The sequence below is a fragment of the Sorangium sp. So ce296 genome (genome assembly GCF_051529605.1).
Classification (GTDB): Bacteria; Myxococcota_A; Polyangia; order Polyangiales; family Polyangiaceae; genus Sorangium; species Sorangium cellulosum_D.
In genome coordinates this window covers 5,124,280-5,144,918 of record NZ_CP150325.1, presented here as the reverse complement: position 1 = coordinate 5,144,918, position 20,639 = coordinate 5,124,280, and the positions used below count along the sequence as shown (strand labels likewise).

Here is a 20,639-nt window from a genome sequence, read left to right as displayed (position 1 = left end):
GGGCGAAAGCAGGCGAAGCGTCCCGGCGCCGCGAAGATCACTCCGGCCCGGAGAGCAGCCGCTCGAGCCGCCCCTCGTCGACGCGGTATTTCATGATCTTCCGCCCATCCAGCTCGACGACGGGGACCTCCCAGTCGTACAGCGCCCGCTTCTCCGGCCCGGCCTCGCGGTCCAGGTCGACAACGGCGAGCTCGAACGGGAGGCGGGCGCGCACGCGCTCGAGCGCGGCATGGGCGTCCTCGCACAGGTGGCAGCGCTCGCGCGTGAACAGCGTCACCGTCTTCATCCGCTCCTCCGGGACGCGCGGTCCCCTCGCTCACCCCGCCGCGAGCAGCGGCAAGCTCTTTTGACGCGGCGGCTCCGGGCGCTTGATCCTCTCGAACGCGCGCTCGTAATCGCGGAACGAGCCGCCCGCGTGCACCGCCTGCAGCACCGCGCGCCCCTCGGCCTCGCCGCCGGCGGCGAGCACCGCCTCGACCCACGCCCAGCGCGCGCTCGTGGCCCGCACGTCGGCGCGGCCGCGCAGCCCGCGGCGGAGCCGGTCGAGCCGCTTGTTCACGACGTCGATCCCCGCGAAGCGCGCGCCGTGGAGCGGCGTGTTGCGCTTCGGGCAGAAGGGCGCGATCCCGAGCGCGACCGGCACGATCCGGGAGAGCTCCGTGACGAACGCGACGCACTCGTCGACGTCGGCGTCGGTCTCGCCGGGGACGCCGACCATCAAATACAGCTTGAGCCGGTTCATCCCGTGCTGCCGCGCGAGCTCGGCCGCCCGCTGGAGGTGCCTCGGCCGCGCGCGCCGCTCCAGCGTCTCGCGGACGCGCTCGCTCGTGCCGTCCATCGCCGTCGTGAGCGTCTTGTAGCCCGCGAGCCGCAGCGCGCCGACGAACTCGTCGGTCAGCCGGTCCGGCCGGAGGCTGCTCAGCCCGACCTCGCAGCCCCGCTCGGCGAGCGTCCGGACCACCTCGACGATCTTCGGGTGATCGCTGACCGCGGCGCCGACGAGGCCGACGCGCCTCGCGTCCTCGGGGATGAGCCCGAGGAGGCGGTCCTTCGGGACGATGCGCATGCCGCCGTTGGTCGAGCGGCGCATCACGCAGTAGGTGCACCCGCGCGAGCAGCCCCGCTCGGCCTCGATGAGGAACATGTTCGAGAGCTCGGTTTCCTCGGCGCGGATCGGCGACCAGGCGGGCAGCAGCGCGTCGTCGCACTGGGCGACCGGGGGCATGTCCGCGCCGTGGCGCGCGGGGACGAAGACGTGGGGGACGCCCGCCAGCGCGTCGAGCGCCGCCTCCCGCGAGGGGGCGTCCCGCAGCAGGCGGAGCACCTCCACGGCCAGCGTGTCGGCCTCGCCCATGAGGATCGCGTCGGCGAAGGGCGCGAGCGGCAGCGGGTTGGAGAACGTGAGCGGACCGCCCGCGAGGACGAACGGGTGGCGGCCGTCGCGCTCCTCCCGGAGCGCCGGCAGCCCGGCGAGCTCGAGCAGGCGGACGACCCCGGCGAGCTCGAGCTCGTACGCCACCGAGAGCGCGATGACCGGAAAGTCGGAGAGGGGGCGGAGCCCCTCGTACGTGACCGGAGCGCCCTCGGCGCTCACGCCCTCGTCGTCCGGCAGGAAGGCGCGCTCGCACGCCATCCCGGGCTCGGCCTGGATCAGCTTGTAGATCTGGAGAAAGCCGAGCGAGCTCATGCCAGCCCGGTACGGGGATGGGTAAGACAGCGCGACGCGGAAGGGCGCCTGCTTGTCGATACGACCGATCTCGCTCGCGAGCCGGCGGCGGATCGTGGTCGTCATCGCGCTACGAGACATCGCCGGAGCGTCCCTCAGGGGGCGTCCAGGCGCAAGGACACGGGCGGCGAACGGCGCGGTCCGGAGCCCGGGGCCGGGCTCGGCGGCCGGCCCGGGCGGGACCAGAGCACGCGCTCGCCGTCGGTCTCCCAGACCAGGGCGCCGCCGCGGTCCATGCGCGCGATCGCCACGCCGCGGGCCGACAGGCGGGAGAGCACCTCGGGGCTCGGGTGCCCGAAGCGGTTGCGGACGCCGCAGGAGACGGCGGCGACCGAGGGGTCGACGGCCGCGAGGAGCGCCGCGCCGGTCGAGGTCCGGCTGCCGTGGTGCCCCACCTTGAGCAGATCGGCGCGGAGCGCGGCGCCGTGGCGCGAGACGAGCGCGTCCTCGGCCTCGTGCTCCGCGTCCCCCACGAGCAGCGCGGAGCGAGCCCCGTAGGTGATGCGCAGGACGAACGAGTTGTCGTTGGCGCCCCGGTCGGGGTGGAGCTCGGGGCACGGCGCGAGCACCTCGATCGTCGCCCCCGAGAGCACCCGCGGCCTGCCGCACAGCGAGGCGGGCCGCACGACGGGCACGCCGCGCCGGCGCAGGTCCGCGAGCAGCCTGGCGTAGACCGGGCCCGCGCCCTCGGCCTCGCCCTGGCCGGTGTCCCAGAGCTCGCCGACCTCCACGCCCTCGACCACGGCGGGCAGGCCGCCGAAGTGGTCCGGGTGCGGGTGCGACAGGACGATCGCGTCGAGGCGCGCGCGGCGGCGCGATCGCAAGAGCGGCCGGATGACGCGCGCCCCCGGATCGACCGGGCTGCCCACGAAGCCGCCCGCGTCGACGAGCATCGCGCCGCCCTCGGGCAGGTCGATGAGGATGGCGTCGCCCTGCCCCACGTCGAGGACGTTGACGCGCAGCACGCCGCGCGGCGCGCCGGCGCGCACGGCGACGACCTCGAGCGCGAGCCACGCGGCGGCGCCGGCCGCGAGCGCGGCGAGCCGGCGGCCGCGGCGCTCCGCGGCCCACGCGAGCGCGACCGCGGCGGCGAGCGCGGCCAGCTGGGCGGGCGACGGCTCGGGCAGGCGCAGCACCACGCCGGTCTCCGCCGAGGCGCGGGCGACGGCGCGCACGGCGAGCAGCGCGCCCGAGCCGACGAGCGCGCACCCGCGCTCGACCGGCGGCGCCCACGAGAGCACGGCGTGCGCGAGGCAGAACGGGAGCGCCGCCAGCTCGCCGATCGGCGCGGCGACCACGTTCGCCGCCACGCCGAGCAGCGGGAACGTCTCGCCGTTCATGAGCAGCAGCGGCGTACACCCGAACATGGCGGCGAGCGTCGTCGCCAGCGGCTCGAGGACCTTGCGCGCGAGCGCGCGCGGCGACGCGTCGAGCGGCGCGCGCTCCACGCCGCCGCCGCCGTCGCCGTCCTCGCGCCCTCGCGCTCCGGGGACGAGCAGCGCGGCGAGCGGCCGCTGCAGCCAGAGCAGCCCGGCGGTCGCGGCCGCGGAGAGGCCGAACGAGAGATCGCACGCGATCAGCGGATCGACGGCGGCGGCGCCCGCGAGCGAGAGGGCGAAGTTGCGGACGCCCACCGGGCGGAGGCCGAGGAGCCGGGCGCCCATGGCGCAGCTGAGCATCGCCGCCGCGCGCATGGCCGATCCGCCGCCGCCGGCGAAGTCGGCGTAGAGCCACGCGGCCGGCACGCACAGCGCGGCGGTGATGCGGCCCGCGTCCCACCGCGCCGCGATCGGGCCGACGCGGACGAGGATCGCCCGAAGGACCGCGGCGAAGCCCGCCACCGCGAGGATCAGGTGCGTCCCCGAGACCGCGAGCAGGTGGGCGAGGCCGCTCTCGCGGAAGGCGTCCTGGTCCTCGGGCGTGAGGTCGGTCTCGCCGAGCACGAGCGCGCGCCCGAGCGCGGCCGCGTCGGGGTGGAACGTGGCCTCGATGCGCGCCCGCACCGCGGCCCGCGCGCGGTCGACCGCCGCCCCGATCGAGCGCCCCGCCAGCGTCCGCCGCGCGTCGACGATCGTCCCGCTCGCGACGATCCCGCTCCGCGCGATCGCGGCGGTCGCGTCCCGGAGCCCCTCGTTGCGGAAGAGGTGGATCGGCGCGAGGTCGACGACGACCTCGATCCGGTCGCCCCGCGCGAGCTCCAGCGGCGCTCCATAGAGGCGCGCCCGGAGCGGTCCCGGCAGCGCTCGCCCGCCGCACGTCCCGCCGGTGAGCTCCACGTCGACGCGCGCGCTCGGCGCCTCGCCGGGCTCGTCGGAGCGCCGCTGCGCCGTCCCGACCACGACCGGCGAGCCGACGACCGCGGCCGTCACCTCGCAGCGCGCCGGCGGATGCAGCAGATCGGCGGCGCCGTCGTAGAGGCCGCTCGCGCCGTCGAGCAGCGCGCGGGCGCGGAGGCCGCTGACGGCGAGCGCGACCGCGGCGGCGGCGAGCGCCGCGCGGCCGGCCCGGCGGCGGAGCGCCGCCGCGGCGAGCGCCGCGCCGAGCGCGGTGGGGATCGGGGAGAGGGCGAGCGGGGCGCCCGCGGCGAGCGCGAGCCCGAAGAGCAGGACCGGATCGATCACGGCCGCACCGCCCCGCAACACCCGGGCCGCGCCCGTTTCCGCGGCTTTTCACGGTGGATCCGGCCGCCAGGTCCCTGGCGCCGCCATGGCGGATCCGGGGGACGCCGGTACCCTGACGAGCCTGCAAGGGCTCTGGGACGGTCTCTTGATGTAGTGCATGCAACGAGACGAGTCGTTCAACGCGCGTGGCGCGCGTGCATGACCGCACATTCCCCTCTAGAATCATCGGCTCGGCGCGTCGCCTCACGGCTCGCACCTACATTGCAGTACTTGGAGGCTAGCGATGTCGTTTTGGTCGCCCAGAGTCGCCTTGATTCTTGCCTTGGGACTCGCTGCTACGGCGTGCAGCTCGGCCCTGGAGGAGCTCCCTGATGACACCGGAGAGGCGCGCGACGCCATCCAGGACGGTTACCTGGACGACGGCGACAGGGCCGTCGTGGGCATCTACAACGATGAGATCGGCGCGATCTGCACCGGCAGCCTGATCGCCCCGAACGTGGTGCTGACGGCCCGGCACTGCGTATCGGACATGGCCAATGAGCGGGACGGCCAGATCACCTGCCGGAGCACCAAGTTCACGGACACGCACCTGGCGCGGCGGATCTTCGTGACGACCGACGCGGAGATCGGCAGGTCCTCGCGCTACTACGGCGGCAGCGAGATCGTGCTGCTCCCCGGCACGGAAGCGGACAGCTTCTGCGGCAACGACCAGGCGATCCTCATCCTGGACGAGCTCATCCCGGAGAGCGAAGCCGTGCCGCTCGTCCCGCGCGTCGACGTGCCCCTGGAGAGGGGCGAGGAGTACTACGCGATCGGCTTCGGCGCGACGAACGACTTGAGCACCGGCGCGGGCCTGCGGCGGCGCCGCGACAACCTCTTCATCGATTGCGTGGCCGACGGCTGCCCCGCGTCCGTGGTGAAGCCGACCGAGTGGGTCGGGGACACGGGCATCTGCGAGGGGGACTCGGGCGGCCCCAGCCTCGACCTGATGCACCGGGTCATCGGCGTGACCTCGCGCGGGGCCGAGGGCTGCGAGTATCCGATCTACGGCTATGTGTACGGCTGGGCGGAATGGATTAAGGAAGCGACCCTGCATGCCGCCGACCTCGGAGGCTACACGGCGCCCCGCTGGGCGACCGGCTTCCCCACCGATCCGATCTACTCGGCGGAGCTCGGGGGCGCCTGCGAGCAGCCGGAGCAGTGCTCGACGAACGCGTGCCTCGATGGCTACTGCACCCGCCCCTGCACCGAGATCGCGACGTGCCCGAGCGGCTACAGCTGCAACGACGAGCTCGGCTTCTGCGCGAAGCTCCCGGAGCCGCCGCCCGAGGTCGACGGCGAAGGGGACGGGGAGGACGAGGCGCCCGCCGGGTCCTGCAGCGTCCAGCCGAGGCCTGATCCGACGAAGCCGGTCCCCTGGCTGCTCGGCGCGGCGGGCCTGGGCGCGGTGGCGAGCCTGCGGCGGCGCCGCAGCCGGGATCGGCTTGGCTGAAGGGCGGCGCTCATCGTCGACGCTCCGCGCGCGGGGCGCCGCACTCCCGCGGGGAGCCGCGTCTTCGCAGGGAGCCGCGCTCCCGCGGCGGGCCGCGCTCGCGGCGCTCGCGGCGGTCGCGCTCGCGGCGTGCGGGCGCCGGGCCCCGGCGGCGCAGGGCGGAGCGCGCGTCGTCTCCCTGTCGCCCAGCACCACGGAGGCGGTCTTCGCGATCGGGGCCGGCGCGGCGCTCGTCGGCCGCTCCCGCCACTGCGACCACCCGCCCGAGGTGCTCCGCCTGCCCAGCGTCGGCGGCTACGCCGACCCGAGCATCGAGGCGATCATCGCGCTCTCGCCGACCCTCGTCGTCGGCGCCCGCGGCCCCGCGGGGCCGGCGCTGGAAGAGGCGCTGCGCGGGCACGGGATCGCGACGTGCTTCCCCGAGACCGAGTCGCTCGCCCAGATCGAGGAGATGCTCGCGGAGCTCGGCCGGCGGCTCGACGCGACCCCCGGCGCCGAGCGGGCGATCGCCCGGATCCGCGCCCGCCGCCAGGAGGTCGAGCAGGCCGTGAAGGGGCGACCGCGCGTCCGGGTCGCCCTGCTGTTCGACACCTCGCCCATCTTCGCCGCGGGTCCCGGCAGCTTCGCCGATGAGCTGATCCGGCTCGCCGGCGGCGAGAACGCGATCGCCCGCGGCGGCGCCTATCCGTCGATCAGCGTCGAGCACCTGCTCGCGCTGGATCCCGACGTGCTGCTCGACGGCACGGCCGGCGCCGACGGCGCCGACGGCGCCGACCCGCCGCGCGCGCAAGGTTCCCCCAGGCTGGCGGTGCTCCGGGACGCGCCCGGCTGGAGATCCCTGCGCGCCGTGCGCGAGGGGCGCGTGCGCCCGCTCCGCACCGACGCCGTGCTGCGCCCGGGGCCGCGCATCGGCGACGGGCTCGCCGAGGTCGCCCGGGCGCTCCACGGCGACGCGCTCTCGCTCTCCGACGCGGCGGCCGCCCCCGGGGACGGCGGCGCGGGCCTCGTCCCCCCTTCGCCGGCGGGGGCGCCGTGACCCGCGTCCGCGCCGACGCGCTGCTCGTCGCCCGGAAGCTCGCCGCCTCGCGCACCGAGGCGCAGGCGCTGATCATGGCCGGCAAGGTCACCTCCGGGCCGCGTCGCATCGACAAGCCGGGCACGCTGCTCCCGGAGGACGCCGAGGTCCACGTCGCGTCGGGCCCCCGGTTCGTCTCGCGCGGCGGCGACAAGCTCGAGCATGCGCTCGCCGCGTTCGCGGCGCAGCACGGCCTCGACGTCGCCGGGAAGACCTGCGTCGACGTGGGCGCCTCGACCGGCGGCTTCACCGACTGCCTGCTCCAGCGCGGCGCGGCGCGGGTGTTCGCGGTCGACGTCGGCTACGGCCAGCTCGCCAGCAAGCTCCGCGCCGATCCCCGCGTCGAGGTGCGCGATCGGGTCAACGCGCGCGAGCTCCGGCGCGAGGACTTCGACTGCCCCATCGATCTCGTGGTGGTCGACGCGTCCTTCATCAGCATCTCCCGGCTCATCGAGGCGATCGCCCGCCTGCTCCGCCCCTCCGGCGATCTCGTCGCGCTGATCAAGCCGCAGTTCGAGGCGGGCCGCGAGGCCGCCGCCCGCGGGCGCGGCGTCATCCGCGACGAGGCGACCCGCCTCGCGGCGATCGCCGAGGCGCGCCAGGCCATCGAGGCCGCGGGCTTCTCCGTCGTCGGGGCGGTCGACAGCGCCGTGCGCGGGCCGAAGGGGAACGTCGAGCACTTCGTCCACGCGCGCCGCGCCGGCTAGCCACGCCGCGCCGGCTTCAGCGGCCCGCGAGGCGCGTCGGGCGCCGGCTTGTGGGCTGCGCCCCAAGCGGCGCGCCGCGGCATCCGGTTGCGTCAGCCCCGACGCCGCGCGGGCCGGCGGCGGGCTCGACCGGCGGAATCCGTGGAGAATCGAACACTTAAGAGGGCCGGCGCCGAGCGCGTCGCGGCCGGAGATAGCTGACGTGCCGCGTAGACAATGGTAGACGCGATGAGTACACGCGCTCTGGGGCCGCTGCGTGGGCGGCCATGGCCACCGGCGGGCGGACCCACACGGGAGGCGGCCCGGCGACAGGGAGGACGACAGCATGCTCGGACGACGGGGTTTGGTGAGGATGATCGCCGGGGCGCTCGCGCTGAGCGCGATGGCGCTCGGGTGCGGCAAGAAGAGCGAGGGCTCGGGCGGCGACCCGGCCAAGCACGCCAAGGACGACCCCGAGTGGAAGGTCGGCGCCTACTTCAGCCTCTCGGGCGAGGAGACGGCGTTCGGCGTCGACTCGAAGGAGGGCATCGACCTCGCCATCGACGAGATCAACAAGGCGGGCGGGGTCAAGGGCAAGCCGATCAACGTCCTCTACGAGGACAACAAGTCGAAGCCCGAGGAGGCGACCAACAAGGTCCTGCAGCTCATCGACCGCGATCACGTGCTCGCCCTCCTCGGCGAGGTCGCCTCGTCCCGGTCGCGCGCCGGCGGCATCGTCGCGAACAAGAAGAAGGTGCCGATGATCTCGCCGTCGTCCACGAACCCGGACGTGACGAAGGTCGGCCCCTTCGTGTTCCGCGCCTGCTTCACGGACGACGTGCAGGGCCAGATGGGCGCGCAGTTCATCGTGAACACGCTCGGCAAGAAGAAGGTCGGCCTCCTCTTCGCCTCCGACGATCTTTACTCCTCGGGCCTCGCCAACGAGTTCCGCGCCGAGGTGAAGCGCCTAGGCGGGGAGATCGTCATGGAGAAGAGCTTCCTCAAGAAGGAGACCAACTTCACGACGTACATCAACGAGCTCAAGTCGGCGAACCCGGAGATGATCTACGCGCCGATCTATTACACCTCGATGGCGCCGATCGCGCGGCAGGCCAAGGCCGCGGGCGTGCCGGGCAGCATGTTCGTCGGCACCGACGGGTGGGACGCGAACGAGCTCCTGCGCGACGCCGCGGAGGAGCTCGACGGCGCGTACTTCACGAACCACTACGCGCCGGACGTCCCCTGGCCCAACTCGCAGGCGTTCGTGAAGAAGTACCAGGAGCGGTACAAGCGCACGCCGTCGAGCATCGCCGCCCAGGCCTACGACGCGGCCAGGCTGCTCGCCGACGCCATGGGCCGCGCCAAGGAGATGACGCCGGACGCCATCCGGCAGGCCATCCAGGACACCAAGGGGTTCCAGGGCGCGACGGGGGTCATCACCATCGATGAGAACCGCAACGCCGACAAGCCGGTCGTGATTGTCCGGATCAAGGACAAGCAGTTTACCTACTACGCGACGGTCAACGAGAAGTCCGCGAAGCAGTAGTGGTCGTGCCGCGCGCGCGGGCTCCACCCCGCGCGCGTGGTGAAGGGGTCTCCATGGAGAAGATCGTGAATGCCCTGATCACGGGGCTCGCCCAGGGGTCGATGATCGCCCTCGTCGCCCTCGGCTACACGATGGTTTACGGCATCCTCAAGCTCATCAACTTCGCTCATAGCGAGGTGTTCATGATGGGCGCCTTCGCCGGGCTGTTCGGGATCGCGGCGTTCGGCGGCCAGGACGCGCCGCTGTTCGCGGGCGTGGCCGGCACCCTCTGCGCGATGGCGTTCGCGGGCGCGCTCGGGGTCCTGGTCGAGCGGGTAGCCTACGCGCCGCTGCGATCCCGGGGGCGCGGCCTCGCCAACACCCGGATCACGCCGCTGGTCACGGCGCTCGGGATGAGCGTCCTCCTCCAGAACCTGGCGCAGCTCCTGTTCACCGCGCGCTACCGCGGCTATCCGCAGCTCTTGCCGATCGAGCACACGCGCAAGGTGATCTTCGTCACCTCGATCCTCGTGATGATCGGCCTGGAGCTGCTCGTGCGGCGCACCTGGACGGGCAAGGCGATGCGCGCGCTCAGCGTGAACGTCGAGGCCGCCCGGCTGATGGGCATCCGCACGAGCCGCATCATCGCGCTGACCTTCGTCACGGGCTCGATGCTCGCGGCGGTGGGCGCGGTGCTCTACTGCCTGGATCAGTCGCAGGTGTATCCCACGATGGGCGTGGTGATCGGCAACCGAGCCTTCGTGGCGGCGGTCATCGGCGGCATCGGGAACATCACGGGCGCGATGCTCGGGGGCATGCTGATCGGGATCATCGGCGAGATGACGAAGCTCACGCCCTACTCGGGCCTGCAGGACGTCCTCGTGTTCGCCGTGCTGATCGGGGTGCTCCTCGTGAAGCCGACGGGGCTGCTCGGCACGACGGGTACCGAGAAGGTGTAGCGCTGCGCCGGCGCGTTGCCGTGGCGCGCCGGACGACGCGCCGCCGTGGCGCGCCGGACGACAACGCCGCGCGCCGCTGCGGTATGCTCGGCGCATGCGACGCCTCGCTCTCGTCGTGCCGCTCTCCCTGCTCGCGGCGTGCACCGCGGCGCCCCCGGCCAACTGGGCCCGCGGCGGCGCGCTGCTCGACATCCCGCGCGCGCGCTGGGTGCACGGAAACCTCGCGGTCGACGTCCTGCCCGACGGCAAGATCCTCGTGAACGGCGAGCACCAGCTCAACGTGGATCGCGGCGGGCGGGTGTTCGGCCTGGAGGCCGAGCCGCTGGCGTTGCTCGAGCCGGACGGCCGGGTCATCGGCCCGAACGACGACCCGCTGGGCCAGATCGGCGTGCTGCACGCGTCGCTGCCGGGCGAGGCGACCGCGTGGCTCACGGTCGCGCAGAGCGGCGCGGTGATCCGCTACGTCGAGGAGGGCGAGCGGGAGCCGTTCGGCGTCTGGCTGGGCTGCGGCGTGACGCCGCGGGCGCACCAGACCTGCACGCTGGTCACGCACCTGCTCGGGCTGCGCATCCGCAAGCTGGAGCGGCAGACCACGACCGAGCCTGTCGGGCTGGGGTTCGGGAGCGGGCTCGGGCTCGGGTTCGGGGCAGGATCGCCGTTTCCCTGATCCCGCTCGGACATCGGCGCTCCGTGCGCCGCGCGCCGTGCAGGCTCCGAAGGCCTATCGCGAGTCAGGGGCTCAGGGGCGACGTCGGGTCAACGAGCTTGCGATCTCACTTCAGCAACCACCCAAACAGCATTCGCTTGGTGGTGTCGCGGGCGACCGTCGCGAGCGAGTCGACGAGCGGGATCTCCTTCGGGCACACCTCGACGCAGTTCTGCGATTTGCCGCAATCGGTGATCCCGCCCTCGCCCATCACCGACTCCAGGCGCTCGCCCGCGTGCATCGCCCCGGAAGGGTGCATGTTGTAGAGCCGCACCAGGTTGATCGCGAAGGCGCCGACGAACTTCGTCCCGTCATTGTACTGCGGGCACGCCTCGACGCAGCAGCCGCACGTCATGCAGCGGGAGAGCGGATACCGCTCCTCCTGCCGCTCCGGCGACTCGCGCGGACCCGGGCCGAGCTCGTGCGTGCCGTCGATGTCGATCCACGCGCGGACCCGCTTCATGTCCTCGAACATCCGGCTCCGGTCCACGAGCAGGTCGCGCACCAGCGGGAACTTGGACATCGGCTCGAGCGTGATCACCTCGCCCTTCGGCGCGATCTGATCGATGAGCGCCGAGCAGGCCTGTCGGACACGGCCGTTGATCACCATCGTGCACGAGCCGCACACCTCCTCCAGGCACACCGCCTCCCAGACGACCGGAGGCACCTCCTTGCCGTCCACGGTCCGCGGATCCCGCTGGACCTGCTGCAGCGCGCTGATGACGTTCATCTGCGGCAGGTAGGGGACCTTGAACTCCTCCCAGCGCCGCGTCTCCGGACGATCCGCGGTGTCCTGCCGCCGCACGCGCAGGTGCACCAGCCGGCCCTCGCCCCGCGCCTCGGCCGGCGCCGCCGCCCCGTTCGCCTTGTCTCCGCTCGCCTTGGCCATCCTACACGCTCTTCTGCGACAGCTTCCCCGTCGCCTGCGCGCTCGCCGCGCCCGCCTGCTCGTACTTGCGCTCCCGCGGCGCCACCAGCGACGTGTCCACCGCGTCGGTCACGTGGATCGACTGGCCGGCGCACGCGTAGTCGAACGCGCGGATGAACCGCACGGCGCCCTTCTCCTCGTGGCGCGCCAGCGTCGTGCGCTGCCACTCGGCGTCGTTCCGCGCCGGGAACTCCGGCTTGTAGTGCGCCCCGCGCGACTCGTCGCGGTTCCGCGCCCCCTCCGCGATGACCCGCGCGAGCACCAGCATGTTCTCGAGGTGCCGCACGAACTGCGCCCCCTGGTTCACCCGCGGGGCCGTGTCCGTGCTCTTGATCCGCCCCGCCCGCTCCTCGAGCTCGCCGAGCTTCTCGAGCACCCGGTCGAGCGTGGCGTTGTCGCGCTCGATCGTGCAGTCGCGCAGCATCGTCTCGCCGAGCTCCTGGTGCAGCCGGTACGCGTTCTCCGGCTGCTTGGCGTCCTGGTTCTGCGTCAGGATGCGCTGGTAGTCGGCCTCGGCGCGCTTCTCGGCCTTGTCGAAGATCGAGCGCGGCAGGTCCAGGGCGCTCCGCTTGATGCTCTTCTGGTAGCTCGCGACCGCGGGGCCGCACACCATGCCGCCGTAGATGCACGAGAGCAGCGAGTTGGCGCCGAGCCGGTTGGCCCCGTGGTACTGGTAGTCCACCTCGCCCACCGCGTAGAGGCCCGGGATGCTCGTCGCGTGGTTGCGCGGCGACCCCACCTTGAGCGCGCCCCGCGCGTCCGCCTCGTAGTCGACCCACAGGCCGCCCATCGAGTAGTGGACCGCCGGGAAGACCTTCATCGGGTTCTTGTACGGGTCGGTGCCCGCGAACTTCTCGTAGATCTCGAGGATGCCCGCGAGCTTCGCCCGGAGGAACTTCTCGTCCTTGTGGGTCAGGTCGAGGTAGACCTCGTTCTCGTTCCGGCCCGTCGCGGCGTTGAAGATGCCGCGCCCCTCGTGGAAGCACGTCCGGAAGATCGCGCGCGACGCGATGTCCCGCGGGACGAGGTTGCCGTAGCCGGGGTACAGCCGCTCGAGGAGGTAGTCGCGCTCCTTCTCGGGGATGTCCCGCGGGCTCCGCGCGTCGGTCTTGTCCTTCGGCACCCAGACGCGGCCGCCCTCGCCGCGCGCGCTCTCCGAGATGAGCCGCAGCTTGTCGGCGCCCGGGATCGCCGTCGGGTGCACCTGGATGAACTCGCCGTTCGCGTACACCGCGCCCTGCTGGTAGACCGCCGACGCCGCCGTCCCCGTGCAGATGACGCTCAGCGTGGAGCGGCCGAAGACGATGCCGCAGCCGCCCGTCGCGAGCACGACCGCATCGCCGGTGAACGCGCGGATCTGCATCGTCTTCAGGTCCTGCGCGACGCAGCCGACGCACGTGCCGGAGTCGTCGAGGATCGCCTCGATGAAGTCCCAGAACTCGTGCTTCCGGACCATCTTCTCGCCCGGGATCGCCACGCCGTGCTCGTCGATCACGTCGGCGAGCTCGAACCGCCGCACCTGCTCGTCGAGCGCGTAGAGCAGCTGCTGCCCCGTCGTCGCGCCCGCGAACGCCGTGCGGTGGTACAGCGTGCCGCCGAACCGGCGGAAATCGAGCAGGCCCTCGGGCGTCCGGTTGAACGGCACGCCCATGCGATCGAGCATGTGCACGATGCCGGGCGCGGCCTCGGCCATCCCCTTGATGGGCGGCTGGTTCGCGAGGAAGTCGCCGCCGTAGGCGGTCTCCTCGAGGTGCACCTGGGGGCTGTCCCCCTCGCCCTTCGTGTTCACCGAGGCGTTGATGCCGCCCTGCGCGCACACCGAGTGCGAGCGCTTCACCGGCACGAGGGAGATCAGGTCGACCGGGACCTTCGCCTCGCACAGCTTGATCACCGTCATCAGGCCGGCGAGCCCGCCCCCGACGACGATCACGCGCCGAACCTTCCCCCCCTCGCTCCTCGTCGTGCTCTTCGCGGCCATGTTTCGATCCCGATGCTCCCGCGCCGCTGCCACCCGGGCGCGGCCGATACGATGGTCAGTGCGAGGCCGGCGCGGCCAGCGAGGCGCGCCCGGGCCCGGGCCCGGCGACGATGTCCGCGCACGTGCGCGCCCCCTCGGCGGCGGGGCCCGGCGTCCCGGGGAACGGCGCGCCGGTCGCGAAGTAGATCACCGTGTTGGCGCCGAGCACGAAGACCACGAGGCCCACCGCGCCGAAGACCACCGCCGCCATCCGCTGCGCCCGGCGCGACACGGTGACCCCCCACGAGAAGCAGAAGCCCCAGAGGCCGTTGGCGAAGTGGAACACGCTCGCCGCGATGCCGAAGATGTAGACGAGCGCGATCACCGGGACGCCGCCCACGGTTGACGCCATGTCGGCGCACAGCCGCGGGTAGAACTCCTCGGGCGCCATCCGGCCCAGCCACTTCTGCGCCCAGTACTGCCAGAGGTGGAACCCGATGAACGCGAACGCGAGCACCCCCGTGACCCGCTGCATCGTGTACATCCAGTTGCGCGAGAACGTGTAGCTGCCGACGTTCGGCTTGCCCTCGAGCACCAGCTTGACCCCGTAGAGGGCGTGGAACGCGAGCGGCAGCACGACGAGCCCGATCTCGAGCACCGGCAGGTACGGCATGTGCGAGATCTCGGAGACCGCCGCGTCGAACCGCTCCTGCCCCTGGAGCGCCTTCGCGTTCGTCCAGAAGTGGAAGAGCAGGAAACCGCCCACGGGGAGGGCGCCGGTGAGAGAATGCAGCTTGCGCAGGAGAAAGGACCGGCGGCTCTTGTGGAAGAGCGATCTCGCGGGGGTTGCCTCGGACACGCTGACCTCGATGGAAGGCGGGCGCGGCGGGTGTATGGGATGCCCCGGGTGACGTCAAGGTGAACGCAGTCGACAATTCTGGCCGGTTTTCCGCTGCCTTCGGCGCGTCGACCGACGGCGCGCCCGGGCGGCGCCCCGCGCGGCGACGGCGGCCGCTCCTCGCCCGTGCGCCCGCGGTCGCGGTCGCGGCGCTCATCGCGCTCGGCGCGGCGAGCGCCGGCTGCGGCGCGCAGGACGGCGCCGAGGCGGTCAGCCCGGCGCTCGGCGGGTCGCCCGAGGCCCAGGCCGAGCTCCGCCGCATCCTCTCGCGCTTCGCGAGCGGCGCGCGCGCCGAGCGCATCGCGCTCGAGCCGGAGCTCCTCGCCTTCCGCGGCCGCCACGCGGGCGACGGCCTCGCGCGCGTCGCGACCGCCCACCTCGCGTGGATCGCGCTGGAGCGAGGCGACCTCCGCCGCGCCGAGGCGCTCGCGGCCGAGGTCGAGGCCGAGGGGCCGGGCGCGACCGGGGACCTCGCGCGCGTGCTCCGCGGCGCGGCGCTCCGGCGCGCCGGCAAGCCGAAGCCGGCCTTCGGGGTGCTGCGCCCGCTGGTGAGCAAGGTCATCGACGCGTACGTCCGCTCGCTCCTCAACGAGGAGGTCACGACCGCCGCGATGGAGGCGGGCGCGTGGACGCAGGCGGTCGAGCTGATGGGCGTGTGGCTGCGCGAGGCGGACGACGACGACCGCGCCGCGATCCGGGCGCAGATCGGGGCGCTCCTGCGCAAGGTGCCGATCGCGCACCTCGTCGCCGCGATGCGCGCGGGCGAGGCCGCCGGCGAGGTCGTGGACCCGCAGGTCGACCTGCGCTCGCTGGTCGCCGAGCGCCTCGCGATCGTCGCCCGCGAGCGGCGCGACGTGGCGCTCGCGAAGGAGCTGCTCGATCGGGCCGGAGCGCTGCTCGGCAACCAGGGCGACGCGATCTCGGAGCTCGCGGCCGGCGCGGGGACGGCGCGCGTCGAGCCGCCCACGGTGGGCCTGCTGCTGTCGACGCGCACGTCCGAGTCGCGCCGCCGGGGCGTCGAGATCGCGGCCGGCGTGGCGCACGGGCTCGGGCTGCTGAGGCCGGGGTCGGATGCGCGGCTCGTGAGCCGCGACGACGGCGGCCAGGGCAGCGTCGACGAGGCGCTGAGCAGCCGCACCGCCGAGGGCGCCGCGGTGCTGATCGCCGGCTCCGACCGCGAGCAGGCGACCGCGGTGGCGAAGTTCGCGCGGGCGAACGCGATCCCGGTGCTGCTCGTCCACCCGCCGGAGCCGGCGGCGCTCGACGGCGCGTTCGTGTTCGTCGTGGGCGAGGAGCCCGCGCGAGGCATCGAGGTGCTGGCCGCGGCGCTCGCGGAGCGGGGCGCGAAGCCGGTGGCGCTCGTGGGCGGCGACGCCGGCGCCCGGAAGGACGCGGCCGCCTCGGCGCCCTCCGCGCCGGCGGGCGCCGCCGGGGGCGCGGCGCCTGGGGCCGCGGCCGCGCCGGGCGGCGCCGGGGCCGCGCCGGCGGCGCTGGCCGAGCGCGGCATCGCGCTCGCGCTCCCGTGCGACGCGGCCTTCGATCCGCGCACCCTCCGGCCGCCGGCCGTCCGGGGGATCATCCTGGCCGGGGACGCGCCGTGCGCGGAGCAAGCGATCCGCGCCGCGCCGCGCGCGGTGACGCTCGCGCTCGGCTTCGAGGCGGCCGTGCCGCCGCCGCCCGGGTCGCTCGTCGCGACGGCGGGGCTCTTCCCGTTCGTCGCGGCGCCCGCCGGCGCGCAGCCTCCGCCGGGCGCGGGCGGCGCGGGGGCCGCGCTCGCGGTGTGGCTCGCCACCCACCCGTCGCCGCCGAGCTTCTGGGCGGCGCTCGGGCGCGACGCCGGCGTCCTCGCGTGGGCCGGCGTGCAGCGGCTGCCGAAGACAGGCACCGAGGATCCGGCCGAGGTGAAGGCGCGGCGCCTCGCGGCGGCGAGCGCCCTGAGCAGCGCGACGGTGGAGCTCTGGACGACGGCGGCGGCCGGCTTCGGCGGAAAGCGCGTGCTGCCGCGGGTGGTCGGCCACCGCGAGATCGAGAAGGCGCGATGAGCGGGGCGAGCCGCCGGACGAGCGCGCGGCCGCCGCGCCTGGCCGGCGCCCGGTCGCCGTGCGGGGCTCGCGCGTGGCGTGGAGAGCGTGCCGCCGCGTCGTCCTGGGGCTGCTCCGGCGCCGCGGGGGGCGTAGCATGGCGCCGCATGATCCGCCGAGCCCTCTCCTGTGCCGCCGCCGCCGCGCTGACGGCGCTCGCCCCGGCCGCGCTCGCCGACCGCGTGGCGGTGCTCCCCGCGCGCGGCGGCACCGACGAGGCCGCCCGGAGCGCCGCGCAGGCCGAGGTCGCGGCCGGGCTCGCCGCCCTCGGCCACACCGCGGTGCCGGACGGCGCGGTCGCGGCCGCGCTCAAGGGCGTGGCCGACGGCGTCGCCGACACCACGGACGAGTACCGCGCCGTGAGCGCGCAGACGGGCGCGGACTGGGTCCTGAGCGGCACCGTCGAGCCTGCGGTCACGACCGCCCGGGTCGAGCTCACCGCGTACCTCGCCTCGACGGGCCGGGTCGAGTCGGTCGCGCGGGAGGTCGACCGGGGCCGATCGGCCCAGCAGACGCAGGAGATGCTGGCGGTGCTCCTCCGCCCCGAGGGCGTCGGCATCGGCGAGCTCCCCTGGGAGCGCCCTGCGGGCGCCGCGCCGCCCGCGCCCTCGTCCGCCGGCGGCGCCACGGTGCTGCCGCCGGTGCCCGCGCCGCCGCCGGCGCCGCCCGCGAACGAGGTGCAGATGGCGTACCCGCTCGGGCCGGAGCGCGTCTGGCCTGCGTACTCGGGCGGGCGCCGCTTCGCCGTGTCCGCGTCGCTCGGGACAGCCGTCGCGGCGGCGCGCCTCCCGGGCGCGAGCGGCAGCGCGGCCTCGCTGGTCGGGGCGGCGCGCGTGGCGTACGCGGTCGGCGATCGCGGGCTCGAGCTGTTCGCCGGCGGCGGCGGCAACCTGGTCGGGCCGTTCGCCGGCTGGATCGAGGGCGGCGCGCGCCTGATGCTGACGCCCAGCCGGACGCCCGAGGGCGGCGCGTGGCGCGCGTTCCCGCTCCACGTCGGCCCCGCGCTGCACGCCGGCGCGTTCTTCAGGTCGGGCGCGGGCGCCGTGGGCCCGGGCGGCGCGACGTACCGCGGCGACCTCGAGGTGCACCCGGTGATCGGGGCGTCGCTCGACGTCGCGCTCGCGCTGAGCCCCTCGGTGCAGCTCGAGGCGCAGCTCGGCAACCTCCGGTGGGTCCCCACCGGGGACGGCTCCCTGCTCCTGCTCGGCGCGACGCTCGGCGCCGGGGCCCGGTTCTGACGCATGCGCGTCGAGCTGCCGAGCCGCCGCAGCACCATCCGCCTCGCGCGCGCGCTCGCCGACCGCCTCGCGGGCGGCGATCTGGTGGTCCTCGCCGGCGACCTCGGCGCCGGGAAGACGTTCTTCGCCCGCGCCCTCTGCCGTGCGCTCGGCGTGCCGCCGGAGCTGCCGATCACGAGCCCGACCTTCACGCTGGTCCACGAGCACGAGGGCCGCGTCCCGATCGCGCACGCCGACGCCTACCGCCTCGGGGGCGCGTCCTCCGCGGAGGGCGCGCGCGACGACGCGGCCGCGGAGGGTGCGGCCGGCGGCGCGGCCGCGGAGCTCGCCCAGCTCGGGCTGCGCGAGCGCCGCGCGGAGGGGGCGCTCGTCGTGGTGGAGTGGGGCGAGCCGTTCGTGGAGGCGCTCGGCGGCGACGCGCTCCTGATCCACCTCATCGCCCCCGAGGACGCCGCGGCGCCCGGCCGCGCCGCCGAGATCAGGGCGACGGGCGCGCGGAGCGGCGAGGTGCTCGCGGCGCTGGAGAGAGATCTGCGCTCGTAAGCTCGGCGCATCGTGGCGGTGTGGCCACGGGCAAGCGGTTCGGGGGACGTGCTGCCGCATGGGTCCGATGCGCCTCGGCGGCGGCGACCCGCACGCGCCGCTTCAGCCGAGCTGCCGGAGCTTCTTTTCCAGATAGTAGGCAGCGGCCTGGCAGTAAGGCGGCAAGAGGCCGGCAGCATCCGGGGTCGATGAGAGCTCCAGCAGCGCCTTCACGCGTGCGGCCCTCGGCGCTTTCCTCTGAAATTCGGACCGGAGGGCGTCGATCACGGCCCTCCGGTTGCGTTGAAGGCGGGCGATGTTGAGGTTCAAACGCTCGATCTGCGCTTCGGCGCTGGCGCGCATCGTGGGCTCCAGGCCGTGCGCGGGCCGCATCTCGCCCTGGTTCGTATACGAGAACATCGAGCTGACGTCGGGCGGAAATGCCGCCGGGTTCAGCTCGAGCCGCTGCTCCTCCGTCGGGAGGTGTCCGCGGTAGGTATCGCAGTGATAGCGGTCGCGGTGATCTCCTCCGCCATCGTGGATGCCCACGTCGCCCAGGCAGACCCCGAGGAGGTTGTCCCAGTCGAAGACCAGCTCCGGCGACAGCGCGCGCGTCCTGAAATGCTCGATCTTCATGCCATCGGCGCTGGGCGGTCCCGGCAGCCGGGACATGCAGTACGCGCAGAGCCCGTGCTGCTCCTTGAACGCGTGCTCGCGCATCTGCTGCTTCTGCGTCCCGTGCACCGAGCTCCAGGCCGCGCCGGGAGTGCCCCGGAGGTCGGCGAGGCAAGCGGGCTCGCGGTCCTTCTCAATCCGGCGCATCGCCGGTCTCCGCCATGGAGAGCTCCCATCGCGCGGCGACGATCTGAGCGTCGTCTTCGCCGAGGAGGCCCGACAGCTCCGCCAGCAACGCCTTCGCCTCCACGAGCTGGCCGTCGTCGATCAACCGCGCCAGCTCGTCGAGCTTCTCCCGTGTTTCCTTCAAGCGTGACGGGGCGCCGAGGATGTCCTCTAGGATGCTGTTGGTGTCCTTTCCCGCGATCCGCTCGACCCGATGCGCTTGGTGATCCAGGTCGAGGAGACGCACTGAGCCGCGCGGGGCTGCGGACATCACCTGAGGCGAGTGCGTGGTCACGACGAACTGGAGGCCCGGGAAGGCGTGAAGGAGATCGTCGAGCACGCGCCATTGCCACGCGGGGTGGAGGTGGAGATCCACCTCGTCGATGAGCACGACGCCCGTCGCCCGCGCCGGGGCCTCGGCGCCGAGAGACGGGTTGAGCTGCGTCGCGCGCCACGCGATGTCCGCCGCCACGGCGATGAGGTTCCGCTGGCCGTCGGAGAGGGCGCCGAAGGGGAGGGAGGAGCCGTCCTTGAAATCGACGCGCAGCTCCTGATGGTTGGCGCTGTAGTAGATCCGGCGGGCGCCCTCCAGGCAGGCGCAGGCCGCTGCGCTCACCCCCTCCAGCTCGGGGCTGCGCACCTCGGAGAGCGGGCGCCCCTCCTCCGCGGCGCGCGCGAGGCGCTGGACGCGATCTTCCTCGCGCCAGGCCATCCAGGCCTCGAACCCCTTCTGGTCGGACGCGGCCTCGAGCGCCGCCCGGTAGCCTTGAAGCCTGGACTTCAGGCCCGCCTTCTCGGGCGTCTTGTCCCGCTTGTGGCGCCAGAGCCGACCTGTGCCGTAGTAGGCGAGCACCGGGAGCGCGATGGGCTCGGTCCCCGCCATGCCGTCCTCGATGTCGCGCCGGATCTTTTGGACTTGGTTCGCTTCCAGCAGGACCGTTCGGCCGTCCGATGCGATGCCGCTCGTCGTCGTGCGTCCGTCGGCGCTGCGGAGCTCCCTCGCCCACGCTGCCGGCCCCATCGGCGTCTGTCCGTTCGCTTCGACGCGCACCGGGTAACATGTCGTCACGCTCGGGACGCCGTCGTGCATCGTGGTAACGAAGCGTGCTGCCGATCTCGGGATCGGGCGATCATCCCGGCTCGCGTTGAAGAAGCTCAGCCACGCGCCCAGCGCCACCGCCAGCCCTTCGAGCACGGTCGTCTTGCCCGTCCCATTGCGGCCGACGAGCACGGTGAGCCGCGGCTCCAGCTGCATCGCGAACCGCTCGAAGGCGCGGAAGTTGATCAGCCTGATCTCGTCGATTCGCATCGAGGCTCGACGGGTGATACGCGCTGGAAACGTGGGGAGCTAGCGGTTTCGCCAGGGTCGCCGTGTTCGCCACCGC

General features: G+C 74.0%; 17 protein-coding genes. 9 read left to right on the top strand and 8 right to left on the bottom strand.

Annotated elements, in window-relative coordinates:
• Nucleotides 1-37 precede the first annotated feature (37 nt).
• From WME98_RS19130 to WME98_RS19120, 3 genes are read right to left on the bottom strand one after another with little or no spacing between them, the layout of a single operon-like run.
• Nucleotides 38-286 carry a glutaredoxin family protein gene (locus WME98_RS19130; protein WP_437952570.1) on the bottom strand — a complete coding sequence of 83 codons (249 nt, stop codon included), beginning with the start codon at nucleotides 284-286 and terminating at the stop codon, nucleotides 38-40.
• 30 nt (nucleotides 287-316) lie between these two features.
• Nucleotides 317-1,807 (bottom strand): B12-binding domain-containing radical SAM protein, encoded by a 1,491-nt coding sequence (locus WME98_RS19125; RefSeq protein ID WP_437952569.1) that lies wholly within the window; start codon nucleotides 1,805-1,807, stop codon nucleotides 317-319.
• 14 nt (nucleotides 1,808-1,821) lie between these two features.
• Nucleotides 1,822-4,347, bottom strand: coding sequence for a DNA internalization-related competence protein ComEC/Rec2 (locus WME98_RS19120; RefSeq protein WP_437952568.1), 2,526 nt, complete (start codon nucleotides 4,345-4,347; stop codon nucleotides 1,822-1,824).
• Nucleotides 4,348-4,669: 322 nt separating this feature from the next.
• Between WME98_RS19120 and WME98_RS19115 the strand changes: the two genes are divergently transcribed.
• The 6 genes from WME98_RS19115 to WME98_RS19090 all read left to right on the top strand — a co-directional run bounded on the left by WME98_RS19115 (nucleotide 4,670) and on the right by WME98_RS19090 (nucleotide 10,751).
• A complete protein-coding gene (locus tag WME98_RS19115; RefSeq protein WP_437334514.1) occupies nucleotides 4,670-5,839 on the top strand; it encodes a trypsin-like serine peptidase in 1,170 nt (389 codons plus the stop codon).
• On the top strand, nucleotides 5,832-6,875 hold the full coding sequence (locus WME98_RS19110; protein ID WP_437952567.1) for an ABC transporter substrate-binding protein: 1,044 nt from the start codon (nucleotides 5,832-5,834) through the stop codon (nucleotides 6,873-6,875). The genes WME98_RS19115 and WME98_RS19110 overlap by 8 nt, the downstream gene beginning before the upstream one ends.
• Complete coding sequence (locus tag WME98_RS19105; protein WP_437334512.1) at nucleotides 6,872-7,621, top strand: TlyA family RNA methyltransferase; 750 nt, start codon at nucleotides 6,872-6,874, stop codon at nucleotides 7,619-7,621. The genes WME98_RS19110 and WME98_RS19105 overlap by 4 nt, the downstream gene beginning before the upstream one ends.
• A gap of 325 nt (nucleotides 7,622-7,946) precedes the next feature.
• Nucleotides 7,947-9,146 carry an ABC transporter substrate-binding protein gene (locus WME98_RS19100; RefSeq protein WP_437316386.1) on the top strand — a complete coding sequence of 400 codons (1,200 nt, stop codon included), beginning with the start codon at nucleotides 7,947-7,949 and terminating at the stop codon, nucleotides 9,144-9,146.
• Between the two features lie 53 nt (nucleotides 9,147-9,199).
• Complete coding sequence (locus WME98_RS19095) at nucleotides 9,200-10,084, top strand: branched-chain amino acid ABC transporter permease (protein ID WP_061623561.1); 885 nt, start codon at nucleotides 9,200-9,202, stop codon at nucleotides 10,082-10,084.
• Between the two features lie 94 nt (nucleotides 10,085-10,178).
• A complete protein-coding gene (locus tag WME98_RS19090; RefSeq protein WP_437952566.1) occupies nucleotides 10,179-10,751 on the top strand; it encodes a hypothetical protein in 573 nt (190 codons plus the stop codon).
• 106 nt (nucleotides 10,752-10,857) lie between these two features.
• Here the strand turns inward: WME98_RS19090 and sdhB are convergent, their stop codons facing one another.
• The 3 genes from sdhB to WME98_RS19075 are packed head-to-tail and all read right to left on the bottom strand — an operon-like array spanning nucleotide 10,858 to nucleotide 14,534.
• Nucleotides 10,858-11,679 carry a succinate dehydrogenase iron-sulfur subunit gene (gene sdhB / locus WME98_RS19085; protein ID WP_061623559.1) on the bottom strand — a complete coding sequence of 274 codons (822 nt, stop codon included), beginning with the start codon at nucleotides 11,677-11,679 and terminating at the stop codon, nucleotides 10,858-10,860.
• A gap of 1 nt (nucleotide 11,680) precedes the next feature.
• Nucleotides 11,681-13,696 (bottom strand): succinate dehydrogenase flavoprotein subunit, encoded by a 2,016-nt coding sequence (gene sdhA / locus WME98_RS19080; protein ID WP_437952565.1) that lies wholly within the window; start codon nucleotides 13,694-13,696, stop codon nucleotides 11,681-11,683.
• Nucleotides 13,697-13,751: 55 nt separating this feature from the next.
• The gene (locus tag WME98_RS19075; RefSeq protein WP_437334508.1) at nucleotides 13,752-14,534 is read right to left on the bottom strand and encodes a succinate dehydrogenase; all 783 of its coding nucleotides are present in this window, start codon (nucleotides 14,532-14,534) and stop codon (nucleotides 13,752-13,754) included.
• Nucleotides 14,535-14,593: 59 nt separating this feature from the next.
• On the opposite strand from WME98_RS19075, the gene WME98_RS19070 reads away from it, so the two are divergent.
• The 3 genes from WME98_RS19070 (at nucleotide 14,594) to tsaE (ending at nucleotide 18,435) form a co-directional block, all read left to right on the top strand.
• Complete coding sequence (locus tag WME98_RS19070) at nucleotides 14,594-16,615, top strand: hypothetical protein (protein ID WP_437952564.1); 2,022 nt, start codon at nucleotides 14,594-14,596, stop codon at nucleotides 16,613-16,615.
• 146 nt (nucleotides 16,616-16,761) lie between these two features.
• Complete coding sequence (locus tag WME98_RS19065) at nucleotides 16,762-17,892, top strand: hypothetical protein (protein WP_437952563.1); 1,131 nt, start codon at nucleotides 16,762-16,764, stop codon at nucleotides 17,890-17,892.
• Between the two features lie 3 nt (nucleotides 17,893-17,895).
• A complete protein-coding gene (gene tsaE, locus WME98_RS19060) occupies nucleotides 17,896-18,435 on the top strand; it encodes a tRNA (adenosine(37)-N6)-threonylcarbamoyltransferase complex ATPase subunit type 1 TsaE (RefSeq protein WP_437952562.1) in 540 nt (179 codons plus the stop codon).
• Nucleotides 18,436-18,537: 102 nt separating this feature from the next.
• Here tsaE and WME98_RS19055 read toward each other — a convergent pair whose 3' ends face one another.
• Entirely contained in the window at nucleotides 18,538-19,236 is a 699-nt protein-coding gene (locus tag WME98_RS19055; RefSeq protein ID WP_437952561.1) for a retron system putative HNH endonuclease, read from the bottom strand.
• Nucleotides 19,223-20,563, bottom strand: a complete 1,341-nt coding sequence (locus WME98_RS19050; RefSeq protein ID WP_437952560.1) for an AAA family ATPase — start codon at nucleotides 20,561-20,563, stop codon at nucleotides 19,223-19,225. Before WME98_RS19050 ends, WME98_RS19055 begins: the two co-directional genes overlap by 14 nt.
• Nucleotides 20,564-20,639: the final 76 nt, after the last annotated feature.

Bases quoted from the DNA above. Each gene is read 5' to 3' on its own strand.
- WME98_RS19130 (WP_437952570.1), bottom strand. From the start codon at position 286: ATGAAGACGGTGACGCTGTTCACGCGCGAGCGCTGCCACCTGTGCGAG.
- WME98_RS19125 (WP_437952569.1), bottom strand. From the start codon at position 1,807: ATGTCTCGTAGCGCGATGACGACCACGATCCGCCGCCGGCTCGCGAGC.
- WME98_RS19100 (WP_437316386.1), top strand. From the start codon at position 7,947: ATGCTCGGACGACGGGGTTTGGTGAGGATGATCGCCGGGGCGCTCGCG.
- WME98_RS19095 (WP_061623561.1), top strand. From the start codon at position 9,200: ATGGAGAAGATCGTGAATGCCCTGATCACGGGGCTCGCCCAGGGGTCG.
- WME98_RS19090 (WP_437952566.1), top strand. From the start codon at position 10,179: ATGCGACGCCTCGCTCTCGTCGTGCCGCTCTCCCTGCTCGCGGCGTGC.
- sdhB (WP_061623559.1), bottom strand. From the start codon at position 11,679: ATGGCCAAGGCGAGCGGAGACAAGGCGAACGGGGCGGCGGCGCCGGCC.
- sdhA (WP_437952565.1), bottom strand. From the start codon at position 13,696: ATGGCCGCGAAGAGCACGACGAGGAGCGAGGGGGGGAAGGTTCGGCGC.
- WME98_RS19065 (WP_437952563.1), top strand. From the start codon at position 16,762: ATGATCCGCCGAGCCCTCTCCTGTGCCGCCGCCGCCGCGCTGACGGCG.
- tsaE (WP_437952562.1), top strand. From the start codon at position 17,896: ATGCGCGTCGAGCTGCCGAGCCGCCGCAGCACCATCCGCCTCGCGCGC.
- WME98_RS19055 (WP_437952561.1), bottom strand. From the start codon at position 19,236: ATGCGCCGGATTGAGAAGGACCGCGAGCCCGCTTGCCTCGCCGACCTC.
- WME98_RS19050 (WP_437952560.1), bottom strand. From the start codon at position 20,563: ATGCGAATCGACGAGATCAGGCTGATCAACTTCCGCGCCTTCGAGCGG.